The sequence below is a fragment of the Gracilibacillus alcaliphilus genome (assembly GCF_016909015.1).
GTDB lineage: Bacteria > Bacillota > Bacilli > Bacillales > Amphibacillaceae > Gracilibacillus > Gracilibacillus alcaliphilus.
Window position 1 is genome coordinate 105,156 of sequence record NZ_JAFBFA010000007.1, and the last position, 19,147, is coordinate 124,302.

Sequence of the window (19,147 nt, forward strand, 5' to 3'; positions counted from 1 at the left end):
AGTCCTTTTCGTCTACTGGTGATTTTTGCATCCTAATTGGCTAACCCTTTAATCCAGTCTGATTAGGTACAGTTGATCATCATTTGTCTGGGCAGAGCCGCGCCCATCGGTATTGTTAGTAATAAAATAGAGTTCGTCTCCCTCTATATAAACATCACGTATTCTGCCGTAATCCTCGATAAATGCATCCTGTATTTGTTCCTCTAGATGAAAGGCTAATATGGCTGCTCCACGTAAGGCGGCAACATATAGACTGCCTTGATAATAAGCCATTCCAGACGGTGCCCAAGTGATATCACTGCCAGAGGTAAACAATGGTGTAACCATATCTGTATGTGTTTCCGTTCCTTCTATAATGGGCCAGCCATAGTTATTCCCTGCCTCGATTTGATTAATCTCGTCATTGGCATTGTCGCCATGTTCAGAAGCATATAATGTCTGTTCTTCAGACCAAGCTAAACCTTGCGGATTACGGTGTCCATAACTGTATACATAGGAATTATCAAAAGGATTATCCTCTGGGATTGAGCCATCCAGATTGAAGCGCAGTATCTTCCCGGCTAATGAATGGATATCTTGTGCCAATTCCGGCTGGGCAGCATCGCCAGTGGTCGCATAGAGTTTATTATCAGGACCAATAGCAATTCGACCTCCGTGATGTACATTACCACTAGGAATATGATCAATTAATATATCCTGCTCTTGCCAGAGATTGCCCTCATTCTTTAAAGTGATAATCCGATTATAAGCTTGTCCATCTTCATTGTATGTATAGTAGGCATACGCAAGTTGTGATTCCGGAAAATCAGGGGCTAAGATAAAACCGAGCAAACCGGCCTCAGAATTGGTTGAAACCTCTTTCTCTAGTGTAAGTTGTTGTCTGGTAACTTCTCCATTTTCCAGTTTCACAATCGCGCCGGGGCGTTCCGTAAGATAGATCGTGTCGCCAGATTTTTCAATCGTCCAAGGGGTATTCAGTTGATCTGCTAAGCTTTCTGCCTTGTTTTTTTCAGAAGGGGGAGGGGTTAAAGCTTCATGCGTGTTGTCCGGTGCAGAAAATGGGTTACAGCCAATTAACAATAAGCTGAGCAGTGTAAGAAAGTAGATACGCATACGTGTTCCTCCTTTCCTGCTCTATACCCGATTCATAAATAATGTAATCACAAAAATGAAATTTCCCATTAGTTGAATAAAGCGGTGTTTGGTTCAGTTATCTTTAGTTGGAAGGAAGGGCTGGAGTATGTCATTGTTGCCCTTATGTCTGCCGATTTCTTTCTGCATGTAGTGTTTGCTTCCTTGATATAATATAAAAACTTGACCCTGTCGTTTGGAGCCAAGTTTTTGATAATATTGCTGTTAAATAGATGTAACAGCCTCTTCAATTGGTGTTGTTCCGGCAACTACTTGGAATCTCTTGCCGATCGTAGAGTCTGTTTTTAGAGTAGCAAGGATAGTTGCTGCAATATCTTCTCGAGCGACTTCGCCTCTTTCTACCTCTTCCCCAAGCTCTACTTGGTTTGTTCCAGGGTCATTTGTTAACATACCTGGGTGGATAATCGTGTAATCCAAATCAGTAGTTAACAGCCATTGGTCAGCATAATGTTTAGCAACGACATATGGGGCAAATGATTCGGAAGCTGCTTGAATGGCTTCACGGCTGGTGTCGAAAGAACTAATCATAATAAAGCGTTTGACACTTGCCTGCTCGGCTGCCTGAATCGTCTTGACTGCACCGTCTAAGTCAATCATAAGGGTCTTGTCTTTTCCTGTTTTCGGACCTGAACCTGCTGTGAATACGACAGCGTCTACATCTTCGGCAGCTTTGGCAATCTCTTCTATTTCGCCTTCCAGATCAACAATGGCCACTTCAGCACCTAACTCTTTGAAAAAATCCGCTTGCTCTTCTTTACGAATCACTGCTCTAGCTTGTGAACCGTCATCTTCTTGGATCAATCTTACTAGATGTTTTCCAATTTGTCCGTTTGCACCAACTACTAAAATTTTCAAAGCCTTCACCCTTTCTTTAGATCTAATCTTATTGTAAAGGCTAGACTTGGAAAAGTTAAATAATCCGTTTGCTCCCCAGAGATGCTTGTCTCTGGGGGAGCCAAACGGATTAAGCAAATAGTTCGGTTTCTTGTTCTAACAGATCGTAATATACACTATTGTAATCTGCATTTTGTACCCAAACTTGTACGGTATATTCATTAGCTCCTTCTTCATGCCCGGATAAGCGGACAAAAGGAGCGGGGTTTTTCATGACTCCGGGATGTTCAGCTGCCATTTGCTGCAATTTCGTGATGGCTTCATGCACTTCTACTTCACTACTTACCTGAAAGGTAAAGTCCACCCGGCGGTTATCATTGGCTGAGAAATTGACAATACCGGCATTAGACAAGCTGCCGTTCGGTATGAAGATAACCTTATTATCAGGCGTAATTAATTCAGTATAGAGAATCTGAATCGCTCGCACGGTTCCTTCGTATCCGCCGCCCTCGATATAATCACCAACATTAAATGGCCGAAGCGTCAGCAGCAGCACCCCGCCGGCGAAATTAGCTAAAGAGCCTTGGAATGCCAAACCAATAGCAAAACCAGAGGCAGCGATAATGGCGACAAAAGAAGAGGTAGGTACTCCTAATATGCTAATAACAGATAAAATTAGCAGTATTTTAAGTACACCATTACATAACGAAATGAGAAAAGGTTTGAGACTTTTGTCTATTTTTGTCTTCTCTAGTTGTTTATCCAGAAGGGAGGTGAGTATCCTTATAATAAACAACCCTACTATTAGTATAATAAGTGCTAACGCAATGCTTTTTGCGATCGGCAGTGCTAGTTCAATCCAATCCATTTATATCATCCTCTCTTTTGTTATGATTACATGTAATAGCGTATACTGAAAAAGAGATAATGTAAATAAGTCACTGCTCAAATTCAACAAAAAAATGATAAAAAGGTATAGAAGTCCTAATAAGATACCTCCATACACGATAATGCATATGTCTGTCAGATGTATTAACTGATGGATACGTGTTTAGAGGAGAAAAAACATAGGAGCGGGGGGATCTAAGGTTTTCTCATTGAATTGAATTAAAGGCCACTGAAAAATGACCTGAATCTCAGTAGCCCCCTTTACTCGCGGAGCTTTTTCTTTTTGAAGAGTAATGCAATCAACAGAATGCAAGGCAGAATAAATCCAGACAAAATAGCGATAATAATCAAAGAATCATTGATAAACTCTTGGACAGCATATGTATTTGGGGCAGCCAAGGTAGCAGAAAAAAATGTAAATAAACCGATAGGGATAGTAATACTTTTAGAAGATTCCAACTTGATAATGTGTTTAATACCTAAGGCCAGTACATAAAATGATACGCACATTTTGAAAAAAATAGTAAAAAACCAAATAAAGGCAACAATGATTTCGATACGTTCGACAAAATCAAATAAATTAATCCGCTGTCCAAGTGCATATACAGGATATGTGGCATTGGTTGTTCCTTTTGCACCTAATACGACAATACTGGAGAAGGTGATCGTCATTAAGATGAAGCCAGCCAAGGCTCCGCCGACAAGGAAACCTCTTTGTGCTGTCTTTTTTCTATTAACCGTATGTGTGATGCCTAACAGAATGACCAGTTCTAAGAAAGTAATTCCAAGAACGGGGAGTGCTCCAGAGACAGTAGCTAGCCGTTGATGCTGGAAGATAGGTAAAACCCTTTCGAAGTCAGCATCTTTTAAGACTAATACAGTTAACAGGAAGGCGCAGAGCATGGTAAACGGGAAAAAAAGCTCAGCGGTACGGGCAACCACTTCTATACCATAAACGATAGCAACAACAACCGTTACGATGATCACGAATGTAATGACTTCAAAAGGGGTTCCCATCAAGATTTGAATCGTAAGAAAGTCCCCAATCGCCCATAGATTAGAATACAGATTAAAAAAAGTATATCCCAGTAGAATGAAGCTAAATAGAATACCTACCCATTTACCAACAGCAAAATCAATGATTTGAAATATATTCCCTTTATCATGAAAGGAAAGGATTCGATTATAAATTAAAATCAAACCTAAGCCAGCAAGTGTTGTGATAAAGATAGAGATCCAGCCGTTTTCTGCGCCATACCGAGTAGCTATACTTGGGATATAAATGATCGCTGCTCCAAGTGTATTCATAATAACTAAAATTGTAAATTGCACACCATTGATTTTTTCTACCATGAAGCTGTTCCTCCTGATCAATTTCGCTAACCGTCAACAGAGAATAAAAATCCTTACTATATGGAAGGCTTATTTTATTCCAATGCAACCATCTGTAAAACAGAATGGTTTAAATGAGAGATAACGGACGCTAACTCCTGATAAGTTTCGCTACCAATCATTAGGATAAGAACCTTCCACTGATCGCAGTCTCACTTTATGGTTTTGGAAAAGAGTTAAGCCAATGTTTGAGAGGTTCAGACAGTGGCTTTGTTACGAAACTAAGCACATCGACTAAATAAGGGAAGGGAACACCAAAAAAATATAAAGTAAAGAGAGCCAGGTTACATATCATCATGATATGACAAATGATACGGTCTCTCTTATTTTTTGTTATTGTCTTTACCAACATGTAATACAAACAGATATAAATGATGTAAAAGCTTGAGGCATTTAGCATGGTTAATCCGACCTTTCCGACCGGTTTTTTTCTGGTGGTTCATCATATACTGGCTGTGCAATCATACCAGAGTTTTTAATTTCTATCGTTACATCAATTTGTGCCTCTGTTTCCAGGAAATGCTGTTCCCAATTATCCTTTATATTATCCCATTGTTTTGGATTTTCACGTCTAAGGACTTCACCAAATCCAAAAATATCACTTTCATATTCCTTTGCTGTTTGAATGCTTAATTCGACTAAGCTTTTGATCTTCTTTTCCGCTTCTTGTTCAACTTTTTGAACATTTTCTTTTGCAGAAAAATCCTGAGCACACTCGGCGTCAGCAATATTTACCAAGGTTTCAATACTAATCGAGATCTGCGGCTTACCATTTTTCCATTCCCCTTTTAGATCTGTCTTATTTTCAACTACTTCCAAGGCTAATATGCCTTGTTTCTCACATGGAATCTGGATGGAGGTACTGTGGATATTGTCAATAATGAAATTGAAGCCTTCACCTTCTTTTGCCGTTAACCATCCCTTTAATTGATCGTTCTCAAATACTCCGATACCATTTAACAGAATCTTAGTTGGAGCTGCACCGCTCTCTTCATTTTTTACATGTGTGCCATCCTGAATATTTCCTTCTACAGATACTCCGTTTAAAACCGCGCCTTTTCCATCTGCTGCTACATCTTCGACTAACTCAAGCAGTTCGATAGTTTTCGTGGAAGCTAGAAATTCCTGAGAAGATTCTAAACTGTTCTTAATTTTAGTTGCAGGAATCCTTTCTAATGGAGTTAAGATCGAGATTAATTCTTTCCCACGCATTCCTTGGGCGATGATCATAATAAAATCTGTTCGGAGTTCGTGATCTCGAACCAAAAAATCAAATGTTGGTCCTATCCCTTCCTTTGCCATTTCTTCTCCATAAACGATCAGCTGCAGGTGGCTTAGGTTCACCTTTCGTGGTGAAGTTTCTGTCAGTTTCCGTACAGCTTCAAACAAGGTTTTCCCTACAGCGGAATAGGAGGAAATCGAGGATCCTCTTGACATTTTCTCTCCAGCTATCTCATTAGGATTTATTACTTGGATCGTGACCAAATATCCATCTTCATCTTTATCAATGGCTAGCGCCGTTGCTAACGAGATCTCGGTTAACTCATTGGCACTCCAGCAGCCGGCCAGCAAGACACAACAGATGGTCAGGCATAAACTTTTGATTGACGATAACATAAACAATCCCTCATCTTGTATTGCCTATTACGGCTTTGGTTTAGGTGTATCTTCCCTGCGGATATCGCGTTGGTTGACTAATCTTGGCCGCGTGACCAGCCCCCATTTTGGTTTTCTGATAACAGCGTCCCCCTGATCCTGTGGAATAAACGGTGCGAAAGGTGCTAAATAAGGAATTCCAAATGAGCGTAAGCTGGTTAAGTGAAGGGCTAGGAGCAAGATACCAACAAAAATTCCAAATAAGCCTAAGGTTGCGGCTGCAATCATAAAACCAAATCGCAATAATCTGACACTAATCGACAAACTGTAGCTAGGAAAAATAAAGCTGCATATAGCCGTTAATGATACGACAATAACCATAGTGGCAGAGACAATCCCGGCATCAACTGCTGCTTGCCCCAGAACAAGGGCACCAACGATAGAAATAGCGGAACCAATAGGGGTCGGCAGCCTGATTCCTGCCTCACGTAGCAATTCAAAGGTAATTTCCATCATTAATGCTTCCACTAAAGCAGGAAAGGGAATTCCTTCTCGCTGAGCTGCTAAACTGACTAGCAGAATAGTTGGGATCATTTCTGGGTGAAAGGTCGTTAAAGCGATATAGGTAGATGGTGTTAATAAAGCTAAGAAAAAGGCAAGAAATCGTAAACCACGGATAAAGGTAGAAATATCATTCCGTTGATAGTAGTCTTCACTGGAATGGAAGAAATCAACAAATAACGCAGGTACCAAGAGTACAAATGGTGTGCCGTCGATCATAATAGCGATCTTTCCTTTAAGAATCCCTGCACTGATTTCATCAGGGCGTTCACTATTAAATACGGTAGGAAATAGTGTGTAGGTTTTGTCTTGAATTAACTCCTCCAAGTTGCCGCTCTCCAGAATAAAATCAACATTAATACGATCGATACGCCGGCGGACTTCTTCGACAATTTCTGGGGAGGCCACTCCGTGTAAATAGATCAGGCTTACCTTTGTTTGCGTTTTTTGGCCAAGTATTCGGGATTCTAACCGTAAGTTAGGGTCCTTTAATCTTTTTCGTACGAGTCCAATATTGGTAGTAAGTGTTTCCGTAAAGGAATCCTTTGGTCCGCGAACTACTTGTTGGGTTGTCGGTGATTCGACGCCACGCTCTTTCACACCATTTGATTCGATAGAAAGACCTTTGGGATACTCATCCAGTAATAGGATTGAGTTTCCATCCAGTAAATCCATTAGCAAATCTTGGAAATTATCGATTTCATTCAATTCTGAAGCGGAAATAGAGGCTGACTTTAATTGTTGAAACATTTCATCATTGGAAACAGCATCTGTTTTCCATTCTAAATTGATAATTTGTTCTATGAGATAGTGTTGAATATGATCTTTATTGACTAAAGCCTCTAAAAAAATAATCATTACTTTTTTTTGATTAACGGTAAATTCCCGAGTCACGATGTCAGCGCTGTTTCCTAATGATTGCGAAATCGTTTCTTGGTTGATCTTAAGGTCTGTTGCTAATGGTTTGATTTCTTTTGGTGTTTCTTGGTTTTCTTTTTTTGCTGGTTTTACTGGTTTCCATGTTCTTCGTTTCATCGCGTATCCCTCAAGTAAAGCATATTTAGTAATGCATGAAATAGTTAAAACTAGTGTGAGTAACATCGGTCATCTTTATACATTTATCTATAAATTTAGCCAGCCTTTTCTTGGTATAACTCAGTCAAAAGTGGGTTTACTAATAAAGGCTAAAAAAAGAAATTCAAGCAAAACTACCAAGGGATTTTCCTTGTTATAACTTGTTAAACAGAATTTGTTACAGTTGTAAGGAGTGATGCACTGGAAATGAATAATCAAAACAGAATAGGCTGGATGGCACTGCCTCTTTTTATGTTCCTAATAAGTGAGTGGTTTCCTCTAGGATTTGATCTTCCTGCCACTCTTAATATTGCTCATCGTGGAGCCTCTGGTCATGCGCCGGAACATACGATGATCGCTTATCAATATGCCAGCCAGATGGGAGCGGATGCGATAGAACTCGATCTACAGTTATCTGCTGATGGACAATTAGTCGTTATCCATGATAAAGATCTATCCCGCACAACATCTGGCGAAGGGCTTGTACAGGAGAAACGTGTCGAAGAATTGAAGACATTAGATGCAGGCAGTTGGTTTAATCTGTTGTACCCCGATAAGATGGATCAACGATTCCGTGGGGAAACCATTCCATTATTAGAAGAGGTTTTAACTTATCTGCCTTCGGATACTTTATATTATTTAGAATTAAAAGGGGACAGTGAAGATATCATTGATCGTCTTATCCCTCTTATTCAGCAATATAAGCTAGTGGAACAGGGCAGAGTAGTGATACAGTCCTTCCATCCTCATGTGTTAGAAGATATACACCGGAAACAACCACATCTCCCACTTGTTCAATTAATTAACCAAAAACAGCTGTCAGAAGCTGATTTTGCAGCAATTAGGCATTATGCTGTAGGTGTGTCTGTAGCATACCAGTCGTTAACTCCAGCCCTTATTGCCCATATTAAGGATGAGGGGTTGTCTGTGCATGCCTATACTGTCAATCAAGCAGAGGAGATGGCACAATTGATGGAATGGGGGATTGACGGTATTTTCACCGATTACCCTGATAGGTTTAATGAAGTGTTGCAACAGTATGAATTTCCATTCGTTTATGACTAAAAACACTGTTCTTGGGTGAGTTATATTTTGTGGAGAATATTAACATTAGAAGAAAATTTTTATTTTAGAGAATATTCGACAACTATTTTATATTACATTTTGTTTGTTCATTGTTACAATTTGGCTACAAATGTGTAATTCTTGTGTTAAATGCAGACGTTTCAAAGAAATAAAACCCGTGGAAATAGACTTATAAAAAGACCATATTATTCCAATGGTCTTTTTTGCTTATTCGAAACTTTTTTTAAAACATGGACATTGCTACAAAAATATGATCTAGAAAAATGAAAAATATACGAATTAACGAACATTATATTATTTTCATTTTAAAAAGTTCGTATTTAATCCTTTTTAATCGGGGAGTATAGTAAAATATCTCGAATTCAATATAAAAAACCGTACGAATAACTAGGTAAAATCGACTGTTTTTGAGTTTTGGGCTTATCATTTTGTGACAAATTTAGTACTCTTTAATAGAAGATAAAGCAGGAAAAGGTGAGCAAGATGCATAAAATTAATCTCGTACTCTATACGTCTGATCTATCTTATGCCGAATACTTTTCTACCTACATTAGGAATCCAGAGAATGGAATGAGGTTTTCGGCAAAGATATATACAGATGCAGAGGCATTCTATAAAAATGTGCGCAACCAAAAGCAGCACATATTGTTAACAGATAAGTCGATAGAAGAGGAAGATAGTGTTAACTTTGATATTGTTATTCGTTTGGCTGATGGTCAGGATTTCAGTCATGAAGAAGTAAGTATCTTTAAATATCAGCCTTTAAAAGAAGTGCTGTCCCAAATACTGGCTATTTACTTCGAAACAAATGATAAGGTTAGCAAGTTAATGACTGGGAAACAAAAGGAAAAGGTGATCAGCTTCTACAGCGGTAGTGCTGGATCAGGCAAAACGTTAACGTCACTCTGTTTGGCAAAATATTTAGCACAACAAGAGAAGCGAACTTTCTATCTTAGTTTGGAATCTATACATAGCACGTATTTGTTTTTTCAAGAGGAGAAGGGATCCTCTGTTGAGGTGTTCTATTATCTGAGAAATAATGTCGACAAATTAGTAGCTAAAGTAGAATCACTAAAATCTACTGACAGTCTGACTAATATTGATTACTTCTCTTTGCCAGTCTCACTGGAAGAGATGGAAAATATCACAACTGAAGAAGTAGAATTACTGATTCAAGCCTTGAAGGACTCACAGAGTTATGACTATATTATCATTGATTTAGACGCTTCCTTACATGACCGGAATCAGGCAGCAATGCGCGTCAGTGATGAGGTGGTATGGGTCTTAAGCTCTGACCAGACCAGCTTTGCCAGATCACAATATAAGCTGGAACAAGGAGTTCTGGATGAACAGATCGATAAGAATAAACTGCACTTTGTCTTGAATAAAGTAGGTTCACATCCTTTTGCTGGATTTAATAACTATAATTTCAGCATTGAGACACATATTCCTTTCCAGCCTCAGTGGCTGACGGCAAATGAACAAACCAAAATGTTAGAAGATACGTTTATTGGTGAGAAGCTGTTTCAATCTGTGGCAGAGGACATAGACATCAATATGGAGGTGTCACTTGTTGAAGGCTAGTAATCAAGTGAAGCAGTCAGATCAGTCAGTCGAAGAAACACAAGTACAGACAGAGGATGAGATCACTGCGTTATTAATTGAAAAACTGCGTGAAGTGTTAGACTTTATGCATTCCACTACAAATGAAGAATTGCTGGAAATGGTAGAAGATACTGTCATTGAGTATGCAAAGGAACACCAGCTAACATCACAGATGATGAAGCGGATTGTTGATAGAATGTATCATGCCTTTCGCGGATTGGGAGTATTACAGCCTATCCTGGATGATCCCACGATTACAGAGATCATGATCAATAATCATGAGGAGATTTTTATTGAACGAGATGGTAAAGTCTCACAGGCCAAGGCGAAATTCGAAAATAGACAGAAGTTAGAGGATACCATTCAGACGATTGTGTCTAAGGTAAACCGGGTCGTAAATGAATCCAGTCCGATTGTCGATGCCAGGTTGGAGGACGGCTCGCGTGTGAATGTCGTCTTACCGCCGATTGCCTTGAAGGGACCTGCCATGACCATCCGTAAATTCCCAGAACGACCACTAATGATTGAGGATCTCATTCAATTCGGTGCCCTTGATAAAGAAGTTGCCTATTTTCTGCAACAGCTGGTAGAGGCCAAATACAATATTTTCATCGGTGGGGGGACAGGTTCAGGGAAAACGACGTTCTTGAATGTCCTATCCAATTTTATTCCGACAGATGAACGATTGATTTCAATTGAAGACTCTGCCGAATTGCAAATTGTTAATATCCCGAACTTGGTTAGCTTAGAGACAAGAAATAAAAACACCGAGGGCAAAGGAGAAGTAACGATCCGTGACTTAATCAAGGCGTCATTAAGGATGAGACCATCAAGAATTATTGTCGGTGAGGTTCGCGGGGCTGAGGCATTAGATATGCTTCAAGCCATGAATACTGGTCATGATGGCTCTTTATCTACAGGGCACGCCAACTCGATCAATGATATGTTAAGTCGTTTGGAAACAATGGTGTTAAGCGGTGCCGAATTACCGCTTGATGTAATTCGTAAACAGATTAGTTCCGCAATTGACATTATGGTCCACTTGACAAGATTTCGAGATCACTCCAGAAGGGTAGTACAAATCTCGGAAGTTCTAGGAATGGAGAATGGAGAGATTGTCACCGCTCCTCTGTATGAATTCGAAGAGGAAGGCGAAGACTACCGCGGCAAAATTATCGGTAAACTGAAGAAAACAGATCATTCACTACAGGCTGTTAACAAATTGAAATTAGCAGGCAAGCATGATGTGGTAGAACAGTTTGCCAAAGTGTAACAGAAAGTAGGTCCAATCATGAATATTGAACAAATAATTGGCTCTATTGTCGTTGTTATTCTACTAGGTGTCCTAGTGGGACGGCGTGTGATCAAAAGCAGGAAGAACAAACAATTAGAGCGTGAGCTAGAAAAGCGAGAAGGGGAAATAAGAGAGAAGAGCATTGAAGCGATTCGGAAGCGGAATATTGGTGGCGAAACACTGATTGATTACGCCGTTTACGAAATGACCTTTAAAGAGAAAGTGAAATATTCCCTTATTGCTGGTGCAGTGATCTTTGGAATTTCTTATTTGTTTTATGACAATATGATTCTTTCGCTGGTAGCCGCCTGTTTTGGTGTTTTCTATCCAAGATTTAAGAAAAAGGATTTGCGCAATAAGCGGAAGGATGAGCTGAGTTTGCAATTTAAGGAAGCTATTTCCTCACTTGCCTCTTCCTTAGCGGCAGGACAATCGATTGAGAATGCCTTTCGAGACGTATTAAGGGACTTGAAGCTGCTGTATCCAGATGATGATACCTATATTATTAAGGAATTTCAGCTGATTAACCGGAGAATCGAGAATGGAGAAATCGTCGAACGAGCGATTGCCGATTTTGCGAACAGGTCTGATATTGATGATATTCAGAATTTCTCAGATGTATTTATTACTTGTAAACGTACAGGCGGGGATTTGGTAGAGATTATCAAGCGAACAGCTGATATTATTACTGATAAAATTGAGATACAGCAAGATATCAAGGTCCTTGTCTCTCAGAAGAAATTTGAGTCTAAGATTATGGCGATCGCCCCATTAGGGATTACCTTATTTCTAAAAATGTCATCACCAGACTTTGTGGCACCTTTATATGAGTTTGGCACACCTGGTCCAGTTATTATGACCGTCGTCTTGATTTGTGTAGGCTGCAGTTTATTAATCAGTCAGAAAATCATGGATATCCAGGTTTAGCGGCTGGAAAGGAGCAGCGACTATGACATTGAAAATTATTATTCTAGTTATTATCGTCATTACACTGTTTGGTGTATTAAGCAATAGAAAGGTCTACGCCTCTTTTATTGAACAATATAAAGAGGATATTACCTTACCAATCATGGCGCCGTTTGCTTTTGGAATTATTGATAGATTGAATCTGTATAAGCGGATGCCGAAATTGATTAACTCGATCCACCAGAAGATGATTATCCTGCGAGGCAGTAAACTGTCAGGGGATTACACCAAGATTTACTTAGCAAAAATGATTACTTTAATCAATCTGATGCTTTTCTTTACCTTTGTTTTGGTAGAGACGAGCGATGGGGGCAACAGCAATCTTATCTATGGTTTTGTCCTGATGGTGGTGGTAAGTGTCTTCTTAGTCAAAGATTTGGATAAGAAGGTGAAACAGCGGAAAGATTCCATTATTATCGAACTGCCGGAATTCGTCAACAAAGTTATTTTACTGGTAAATGCCGGCGAGACCGTTCAGGGAGCGATCAAAAAGAGTGTCGATCAAAAGAAGAACCATATCTTTGATTCCCCGCTGTATTTCGAACTGAACGAGGCAGTGAACAAGATGTCCGCTAATACCTCTTTTCAAGAGGTGATGAAGGATCTCAATTACCGCTGCGGTATCCAAGAAGTATCCATTTTTACAACAACAGTGATGATGAATTACCGCAAAGGCGGGGCATTACTAGTGCAATCATTAAATGAATTATCTGTATCATTATGGGACAAACGAAAAACTGTTACAAGAATAAAAGGTGAAGAAGCCTCATCTAAATTGGTATTTCCGATCATCTTTATATTTGCCGCAGTTCTTCTGATTGTTATATATCCTGCAATAGCAGTGTTTTAATTAATAATAAAAGGAGAGATTGATAATGAATCAATTACAAACATTTTTCAAAAATTTCTGGAATGACGAGGAAGGATTAGAGACAATTGAAATCTTATTGATTTTATCTGTGCTTATCGTTATTGCTATTATGTTCAAAGACAGAATTATGGGATGGGCTAATCAATTATTTGATGATATCGATTCTGAAATTATGAACTAAATAAACCAGAGGGAAAGTGCTTCTAAACTCTATATGTTGGTCAATGGTTTTATGGAGGCTGTATATCCGTTTCCATCACCATTGCCAACCATTTGTTTTCTAGGGAGGACAAATATTTATGAATAAATATAAACACATAACCTTACTATTATTGTTTATCATGGGTCTATTATTGGCAGCTTGTTCTAATGAGGAGGAGCCAGTGGAAGATCCTGAGCCAACAGAGACGGAACAAAGTGAGACTGATACGTCGGAAGAGACCACGGCACCTGAATCAGGTGAGGAAGCCGAGACAGAGGAAGATGAAGGTGCCTCAAGTGATGAGCATATAGAGCATCAGCTTGAGTTAAGTATAGGTGATACAGGAACTGTTGTCAGTTCCACCGACCAATTAAAGTATGAAGTGACCTTAAATGAAGTAAGTTTTCAAGATGAACTTGATAATGTCCCTTCCTACGGTAATAAGTTTATGATAGTTAACGTAACAGTAGAAAATGTTGATGAAAGAGCATTTGAAGTGGCTGATATGTTTGAACCTGGTATAGGAGTACTTGATTCTCAAGAGTATAAGCCACCTGTGGAAGCAGATATATTGCAAGGTGTCTCTGATATAGAATTGCTGGATGGAGAATTAGCTCCTGGTGATTCTGTTACAGGAGACTATGTTTTCCGAATGGAAGAAGCAGATAACTATAGTTTTACTTATGGGCATGAGGCGGATCAGATTATCACTCGTGCAGAGTGGCAATTTAGTGCAGATGAAGTCGACTAATTCAGAAATACTAGTGACTGATTAATTGCAGCAATGAAGGGAGTAATCATAATGAAGTCCTTTCTGAAAGACGAACGAGGGAGCTTTACTATTGAAGCTACCCTTGTCTTTCCTGCTCTTCTGATATTTACTCTGGTAGGTGTGTTTTTTTGTATTATTATTTTTCAATTGGGCACATCTAGTTATATGGCACAGAAGGTATCAAATGAACTGGCGTATACGTGGAACAGTTCACATAAAGATATCAAAACGAGTGAGATAGATAAAGCCAATTACACCGGTTTGGATGGTGGAGATGGTTTATATTGGCGTGTAGCGGATAATGATATTTTAGGTTTTTTTAATTTAAGTGGGTTTACTGGAGACAGCTTGATAGAGAGGAAGATGGATAGAGCGATGATATACAATGGCTCTATTGCAATAGATGTGGATTACAATAACATTCTCATCTATAGTGAAGTAGAAGTGACTGCTACATCAAACTTGTTCATCCCTTCGTTTTTGAAAAATATGATTGGCAGCAAGGTAGAAGCATCATCCAGCCATGTGGTTACCGAAACCCCAGAATTAGTTAGAACTGCTAATTTCGCTAAGTACTTATGGAGTGAGTTTGGCAAAGATGGTCCTTTAGGTGACGCAATTAACTCCATTAAGAAGTTCTTTGGTGGTGAATAAGGTGAATGATTTGAGGAAAAAAATAAAACGGCTTTTTTTTAAGGATAATGGTTCTGTCTCTATTTATGCTATTATGATTATCCTGCCAATCTTTTTGCTGAATGCACTATTAATTGATACACTGCGTATCCTTAGTGCAGAACGCCAAATTGATAGTGCAATAGATACTGCATTGCGTTCTACTATGTCACAATTTAGCTCAGAGCTGGCAGGTGTTGGTTTATTCGCCTATGGTGGTAGTGATGCGGGGGCAGACTTTACTACATATTTGAATGATCAATTTTATGAGGGGGCTGATTTGTCAGGAACACAAAATCTTTCCCGACCTACAATTACAAGTGCTACAGCCAGTTTTGACAACTCTCGTAATCTAGTTGATTATGATGTATTTCGTCATCAAGTGGTAGAAAGCATGAAATATCAAGCTCCTGTACAAATTGGGAATGACCTCTTTGAACTTCTAACTAATCAGAATGTAAATGAAGAACAGGTAGAAGAGGCACAGAAATTAGTAGAAAATTATGAAGAAATTCTAAATTTAATGAAGAAGCGGAATACAGAAATTGATAAAGCTATTAAACAGTTAGAACCTTATATCAGAATAGTGAAAAAAGATATAGAAGATAAAATCATCGGTAAGCCAGTTAGCACGGATGATGAAAAAATACCAGAAAGTATAAGCACTTTCCAGCAGATGTACTTTTATTTGGATAGATATGAAGAATTGAAAGAAAAACAAGAGGATGAGGAAGAAGACGATCTAACTTCAGATGAACAAGCTGAGATTAACAGTTATGAAACAGCAATGAACCCAGAACATTTTAAGGGTATAGCTGATGTGGCAATATACCATGCAGATATTCCGCCACCACTGGTTGGGAGGAATGGTTCGCCAAAAAGCCCAAGCAGCGGTTCAGCGAAAGATTATAATGATCAAATTAAGGATTTGATAGGTGAAATCGAGGGATTGGCCTCCGAATTGGATGAGTTTACCTTAAATGATGACTTTTTCACAGAAATATTGGAGAATGAAGACTACATTTATGAAAGTGTTCGCTTTGATAAGCAATTACAGGGAACTCCTACAACTGAAAGTCTGGGGAATTTAACTGTCTACGAATTGTTTTTAGCGTTTCATGTGGCAATTGAAGCAGGTAATAAACTACTTGCTGATGGAGTAATTACAGAATTAAACAGTAAATTGTCCAAATTGGAAAAGAACCAAATCAAAAAAATCGAGACTCAGATGAGTAAATATGATAAGGTCAAAAAAGCCTTAGAGAATACAGATATAGAAGCAGAAGAGGAAAAAGCAGATAGCAGTTTTGGTGAATTGTGGGCTGATCTGAATAAGATTAATGATATCAAGAACCAAATATCGGGTGATAATCAGCTTTACGCAGAATTAGATCAGATTATCGCGGAATATGATGGAGCCACAGGTCAAGGTGGAGATACGGAAGAACCCAGCCGTTTACAATTCATTACCGATGCTTTTGAACGATTTAAAGAATTTGTTGCCTTTATCCAAGGTTTTCCAACATCGGTTCGTAATGAGTTATATGTGAATGAATACATTATGGCAAATTATGGATCAAAGGGACCTTATGAATTAACTAAAGCAGAATCTTATGCTTTTTCTACTAAAAAAGCACAGTATATTACTTATGGTTATAATACTGCTGGTATCAATTATTTTATGTTTTTAAAGGATATTGCGTTAATTTTATTCGTAGGGAACTTAATAGGTCAAGCTTTGCAAGGTGGATTTGCAGGCCCGTTAGGTTTCTTAAAGGCTTTAGCAGGGGCACTGGCAACCACTGCTACGGATTTGCATACTCTTACTACAAAAGATAGATTGCAATGGAATCCATTTAAGGCATTTGGAGGTAAAGGTGTTCCAACGAATATGCCAATGTTCTTGCGCATCATGATGGCCATGAAGTCTACTGGAGAAACCTATAATAATGAGAAGATGAGAAGGTTGCAGGCAGTGGTAACGAAAGAAACTGGTGTCAACCTCAACAGCAGCCCGTCATACATTGAAGGAAATGTACAGGGCAGATTGAAGCTATGGTTTATTCCACAGTTGGCGGAGGTGTTGCCAGGCAATGTAGAAGGCAGCTATTATGTGTTTGATAAACGAAAAGTATATACCTACTAGTCAGGAGGATGAACAAATGAAAAAATTACTTGTTTTGTTATTTGCAGGTTTGCTGTTAGTGGCCTGTAGTGATGATGGAGACACGACAGAAAACACCGGAGAAGAAAATACGGATACAACTACTGAAAATGAAGATACGGAGACAGACACAGATACTTCGGATGATGCAGATCAGAAAAAAGTATATCAAATTGGAGAAACAGCGGTGATTACTAGTGATCTATATGAGTTTGACTATGAAGTAACCGTTAATGATTTTCAATTAACAAAAGAAGTGGATGGCAGCACGATTGATGATTATCTTTCCGGGGCTCTTGAAGAAGATGTATTTGCGGTAGTAGACATTACAATCAAAAATATTAGTGACGAGAGCTATGTTCCAAATCAAATGTTTTCTGCTAATTTCTCAGGTATTGATGAAGACGGTGGACACACATCTTATGATGAATTCTTTCCAGAAGGAGATGAAGAGTTAGCTCCAGGCGAAGAAGTGGAAGGACATTTGGTTTACATGACGACAACCGATTATGCGGATGCCTTTTTATTGAAATATGAGTTTACATCCGATACAGAAACACATTTCGAACTACCGAATCCAGAACAATAATTACAGCAAAACCAGGGGAGGAGAAGTAATTTCCTCCTCCGCTGGTATCTTAGCAATCACCAAAGCATAAGAAGTTGTCTGCACAGATTATGATCCATCTGATAATGTAAATATTGACATTTGTGAATCTTACCATATTAACAATGAAGAGCCGGTTTTACAGATATGTATAAAATAGAAAAAACGATTGATGACATGTATACCTATGATTTTTTCTCCATACAAACTATGAGATTCAAATCGTTGCACTAAACTAGATTAAGGGTTATAACACAACAAAAGAGAGGGGGCATACTGATGGAATTTATAAAAAGGGATAATGGAAGTATTACATTGGAGGCAGCTTTAATCATCCCCATTTTATTAACTTTTATTCTGTTTCTTACCTCTTTGGTCAAAATATCGGTGGCAGAGATGGCTTTGCAAGAAGCGGTCAATGAGACAGCTCAGTCTGTATCACACTATTCTTATTTGGCAATGTTAGCACAAGGTCAAATCAAAAAACAAACAGATGGATTTGTAGATTCACTGACAGATCAGGCTTCAAATAAGCTGGGGAATAATGAAGTTGCTGACTATGTATTACAAAAATTAGGTAGTATTGGAAAGGATGTTATTCCAACATCTGGGGACGCGCTTAACCATTTCTCTGACAGTATGTACCAAAAAATCGTACAAGAAAAGTATAGAAATAGTGTGTTTTCTTCTGGTTTTTTTAGCCCGGACAATGTTCGTGTCACCAATTCTTCTTTTCCGCATGGTACCAGTGGAGAGGCTGCAAATGTAAAGATTGAAGCAGAGAATACGATGCAAATGGTGCTTCCTTTCTTTGAGAAAGAGATCAAAATTAAGAAAGTGGCAGTGGAACGCGGCTGGGTTGGAACTGGTTAAGGAAGGTGGGCTAAGCATTGCAGGGACATTTTATTATATTAATTATCTTTCTACTAGTAGTAGCTTATTATGATATCCGTAAACACCGGATTCCTAATTGGCTGAATGTAGTGGGAACACTGGCAGGTATCCTTTATCATCTATTTGTTTATCAAATAGACGGTTTATTGCAGTCCGTGTTTGGGTTATTGGTTGGCGGTGGAATCATGCTTGTGTTATATATATTTAAGGCAATAGGTGCTGGTGATGTGAAATTATTTGCTGCTATTGGAGCAATCACCGGAGTGCTATACACCTTATATGCGATTATGTATTCGATTATTTTTGCCGGTATTATTGGAATTATTATTTTATTATTCACTAAAACAATTTTTATTAATATGCTGTTGGCTGTAGTACATATTAAGGAAAGTATGCAAAAGCGGTCATTAACTCCATTAGATGAATTTAAAAATAAGGTATCCAATCGATTTCCGTTTATTTATGCGGTTGTTCCAGGTGTGATCACTGCATTTTATTATATGTATATTGCGTAAGA

The 19,147-nt window shown here is 38.7% G+C and carries 18 protein-coding genes; 12 read left to right on the forward strand and 6 right to left on the reverse strand.

All coding sequences use genetic code 11. The annotated features are described in order from the left end of the window. Positions 1 to 48: 48 nt before the first annotated feature. The 6 genes from JOD18_RS07765 to JOD18_RS07790 form a co-directional block, all read right to left on the reverse strand. Entirely contained in the window at positions 49 to 1,113 is a 1,065-nt protein-coding gene (locus JOD18_RS07765) for a PQQ-dependent sugar dehydrogenase (protein ID WP_204668386.1), read from the reverse strand. A 243-nt stretch (positions 1,114 to 1,356) separates the two neighbouring features. Next, entirely contained in the window at positions 1,357 to 2,007 is a 651-nt protein-coding gene (locus tag JOD18_RS07770; protein ID WP_204668387.1) for an SDR family oxidoreductase, read from the reverse strand. Between the two features lie 109 nt (positions 2,008 to 2,116). Further along, a complete protein-coding gene (locus tag JOD18_RS07775; RefSeq protein ID WP_204668388.1) occupies positions 2,117 to 2,854 on the reverse strand; it encodes a mechanosensitive ion channel family protein in 738 nt (245 codons plus the stop codon). A 281-nt stretch (positions 2,855 to 3,135) separates the two neighbouring features. After that, complete coding sequence (locus JOD18_RS07780; protein WP_204668389.1) at positions 3,136 to 4,227, reverse strand: GerAB/ArcD/ProY family transporter; 1,092 nt, start codon at positions 4,225 to 4,227, stop codon at positions 3,136 to 3,138. A 441-nt stretch (positions 4,228 to 4,668) separates the two neighbouring features. Beyond that, positions 4,669 to 5,883 carry a Ger(x)C family spore germination protein gene (locus JOD18_RS07785; protein WP_204668390.1) on the reverse strand — a complete coding sequence of 405 codons (1,215 nt, stop codon included), beginning with the start codon at positions 5,881 to 5,883 and terminating at the stop codon, positions 4,669 to 4,671. Positions 5,884 to 5,910: 27 nt separating this feature from the next. Beyond that, positions 5,911 to 7,458 carry a spore germination protein gene (locus JOD18_RS07790; protein WP_204668391.1) on the reverse strand — a complete coding sequence of 516 codons (1,548 nt, stop codon included), beginning with the start codon at positions 7,456 to 7,458 and terminating at the stop codon, positions 5,911 to 5,913. 246 nt (positions 7,459 to 7,704) lie between these two features. Between JOD18_RS07790 and JOD18_RS07795 the strand changes: the two genes are divergently transcribed. From JOD18_RS07795 to JOD18_RS07850, 12 genes are all read left to right on the forward strand, one after another. After that, positions 7,705 to 8,562: a glycerophosphodiester phosphodiesterase gene (locus tag JOD18_RS07795; protein ID WP_204668392.1), complete on the forward strand. Its 858-nt coding sequence runs from the start codon at positions 7,705 to 7,707 to the stop codon at positions 8,560 to 8,562. 504 nt (positions 8,563 to 9,066) lie between these two features. After that, positions 9,067 to 10,167, forward strand: coding sequence for an AAA family ATPase (locus JOD18_RS07800; protein ID WP_204668393.1), 1,101 nt, complete (start codon positions 9,067 to 9,069; stop codon positions 10,165 to 10,167). Between the two features lie 106 nt (positions 10,168 to 10,273). Continuing rightward, the gene (locus tag JOD18_RS07805; protein WP_204668436.1) at positions 10,274 to 11,461 is read left to right on the forward strand and encodes a TadA family conjugal transfer-associated ATPase; all 1,188 of its coding nucleotides are present in this window, start codon (positions 10,274 to 10,276) and stop codon (positions 11,459 to 11,461) included. Positions 11,462 to 11,479: 18 nt separating this feature from the next. After that, the gene (locus tag JOD18_RS07810; RefSeq protein WP_204668394.1) at positions 11,480 to 12,409 is read left to right on the forward strand and encodes a type II secretion system F family protein; all 930 of its coding nucleotides are present in this window, start codon (positions 11,480 to 11,482) and stop codon (positions 12,407 to 12,409) included. A 22-nt stretch (positions 12,410 to 12,431) separates the two neighbouring features. Then, positions 12,432 to 13,298, forward strand: a complete 867-nt coding sequence (locus JOD18_RS07815; RefSeq protein ID WP_204668395.1) for a type II secretion system F family protein — start codon at positions 12,432 to 12,434, stop codon at positions 13,296 to 13,298. Between the two features lie 25 nt (positions 13,299 to 13,323). Continuing rightward, entirely contained in the window at positions 13,324 to 13,500 is a 177-nt protein-coding gene (locus JOD18_RS07820) for a Flp1 family type IVb pilin (RefSeq protein ID WP_204668396.1), read from the forward strand. A 118-nt stretch (positions 13,501 to 13,618) separates the two neighbouring features. Beyond that, the gene (locus tag JOD18_RS07825) at positions 13,619 to 14,272 is read left to right on the forward strand and encodes a DUF4352 domain-containing protein (RefSeq protein WP_204668397.1); all 654 of its coding nucleotides are present in this window, start codon (positions 13,619 to 13,621) and stop codon (positions 14,270 to 14,272) included. 51 nt (positions 14,273 to 14,323) lie between these two features. Next, positions 14,324 to 14,947, forward strand: a complete 624-nt coding sequence (locus tag JOD18_RS07830) for a TadE/TadG family type IV pilus assembly protein (RefSeq protein ID WP_204668398.1) — start codon at positions 14,324 to 14,326, stop codon at positions 14,945 to 14,947. Continuing rightward, entirely contained in the window at positions 14,904 to 17,111 is a 2,208-nt protein-coding gene (locus tag JOD18_RS07835; RefSeq protein WP_204668399.1) for a hypothetical protein, read from the forward strand. The genes JOD18_RS07830 and JOD18_RS07835 overlap by 44 nt, the downstream gene beginning before the upstream one ends. Positions 17,112 to 17,127: 16 nt before the next feature. Further along, a complete protein-coding gene (locus JOD18_RS07840; protein WP_204668400.1) occupies positions 17,128 to 17,718 on the forward strand; it encodes a DUF4352 domain-containing protein in 591 nt (196 codons plus the stop codon). A 297-nt stretch (positions 17,719 to 18,015) separates the two neighbouring features. After that, on the forward strand, positions 18,016 to 18,609 hold the full coding sequence (locus JOD18_RS07845; protein WP_204668401.1) for a TadE/TadG family type IV pilus assembly protein: 594 nt from the start codon (positions 18,016 to 18,018) through the stop codon (positions 18,607 to 18,609). Positions 18,610 to 18,626: 17 nt separating this feature from the next. Then, positions 18,627 to 19,145: an A24 family peptidase gene (locus JOD18_RS07850; RefSeq protein ID WP_204668402.1), complete on the forward strand. Its 519-nt coding sequence runs from the start codon at positions 18,627 to 18,629 to the stop codon at positions 19,143 to 19,145. The last annotated feature ends 2 nt before the right edge of the window (positions 19,146 to 19,147 follow it).

Excerpts from the sequence above, each read along its gene's own strand:
- JOD18_RS07765 (WP_204668386.1), bottom strand. The coding sequence starts at position 1,113 with ATGCGTATCTACTTTCTTACACTGCTCAGCTTATTGTTAATTGGCTGT.
- JOD18_RS07775 (WP_204668388.1), bottom strand. The coding sequence starts at position 2,854 with ATGGATTGGATTGAACTAGCACTGCCGATCGCAAAAAGCATTGCGTTA.
- JOD18_RS07780 (WP_204668389.1), bottom strand. The coding sequence starts at position 4,227 with ATGGTAGAAAAAATCAATGGTGTGCAATTTACAATTTTAGTTATTATG.
- JOD18_RS07785 (WP_204668390.1), bottom strand. The coding sequence starts at position 5,883 with ATGTTATCGTCAATCAAAAGTTTATGCCTGACCATCTGTTGTGTCTTG.
- JOD18_RS07790 (WP_204668391.1), bottom strand. The coding sequence starts at position 7,458 with ATGAAACGAAGAACATGGAAACCAGTAAAACCAGCAAAAAAAGAAAAC.
- JOD18_RS07795 (WP_204668392.1), top strand. The coding sequence starts at position 7,705 with ATGAATAATCAAAACAGAATAGGCTGGATGGCACTGCCTCTTTTTATG.
- JOD18_RS07800 (WP_204668393.1), top strand. The coding sequence starts at position 9,067 with ATGCATAAAATTAATCTCGTACTCTATACGTCTGATCTATCTTATGCC.
- JOD18_RS07805 (WP_204668436.1), top strand. The coding sequence starts at position 10,274 with ATGCATTCCACTACAAATGAAGAATTGCTGGAAATGGTAGAAGATACT.
- JOD18_RS07810 (WP_204668394.1), top strand. The coding sequence starts at position 11,480 with ATGAATATTGAACAAATAATTGGCTCTATTGTCGTTGTTATTCTACTA.
- JOD18_RS07815 (WP_204668395.1), top strand. The coding sequence starts at position 12,432 with ATGACATTGAAAATTATTATTCTAGTTATTATCGTCATTACACTGTTT.
- JOD18_RS07820 (WP_204668396.1), top strand. The coding sequence starts at position 13,324 with ATGAATCAATTACAAACATTTTTCAAAAATTTCTGGAATGACGAGGAA.
- JOD18_RS07825 (WP_204668397.1), top strand. The coding sequence starts at position 13,619 with ATGAATAAATATAAACACATAACCTTACTATTATTGTTTATCATGGGT.
- JOD18_RS07830 (WP_204668398.1), top strand. The coding sequence starts at position 14,324 with ATGAAGTCCTTTCTGAAAGACGAACGAGGGAGCTTTACTATTGAAGCT.
- JOD18_RS07840 (WP_204668400.1), top strand. The coding sequence starts at position 17,128 with ATGAAAAAATTACTTGTTTTGTTATTTGCAGGTTTGCTGTTAGTGGCC.
- JOD18_RS07845 (WP_204668401.1), top strand. The coding sequence starts at position 18,016 with ATGGAATTTATAAAAAGGGATAATGGAAGTATTACATTGGAGGCAGCT.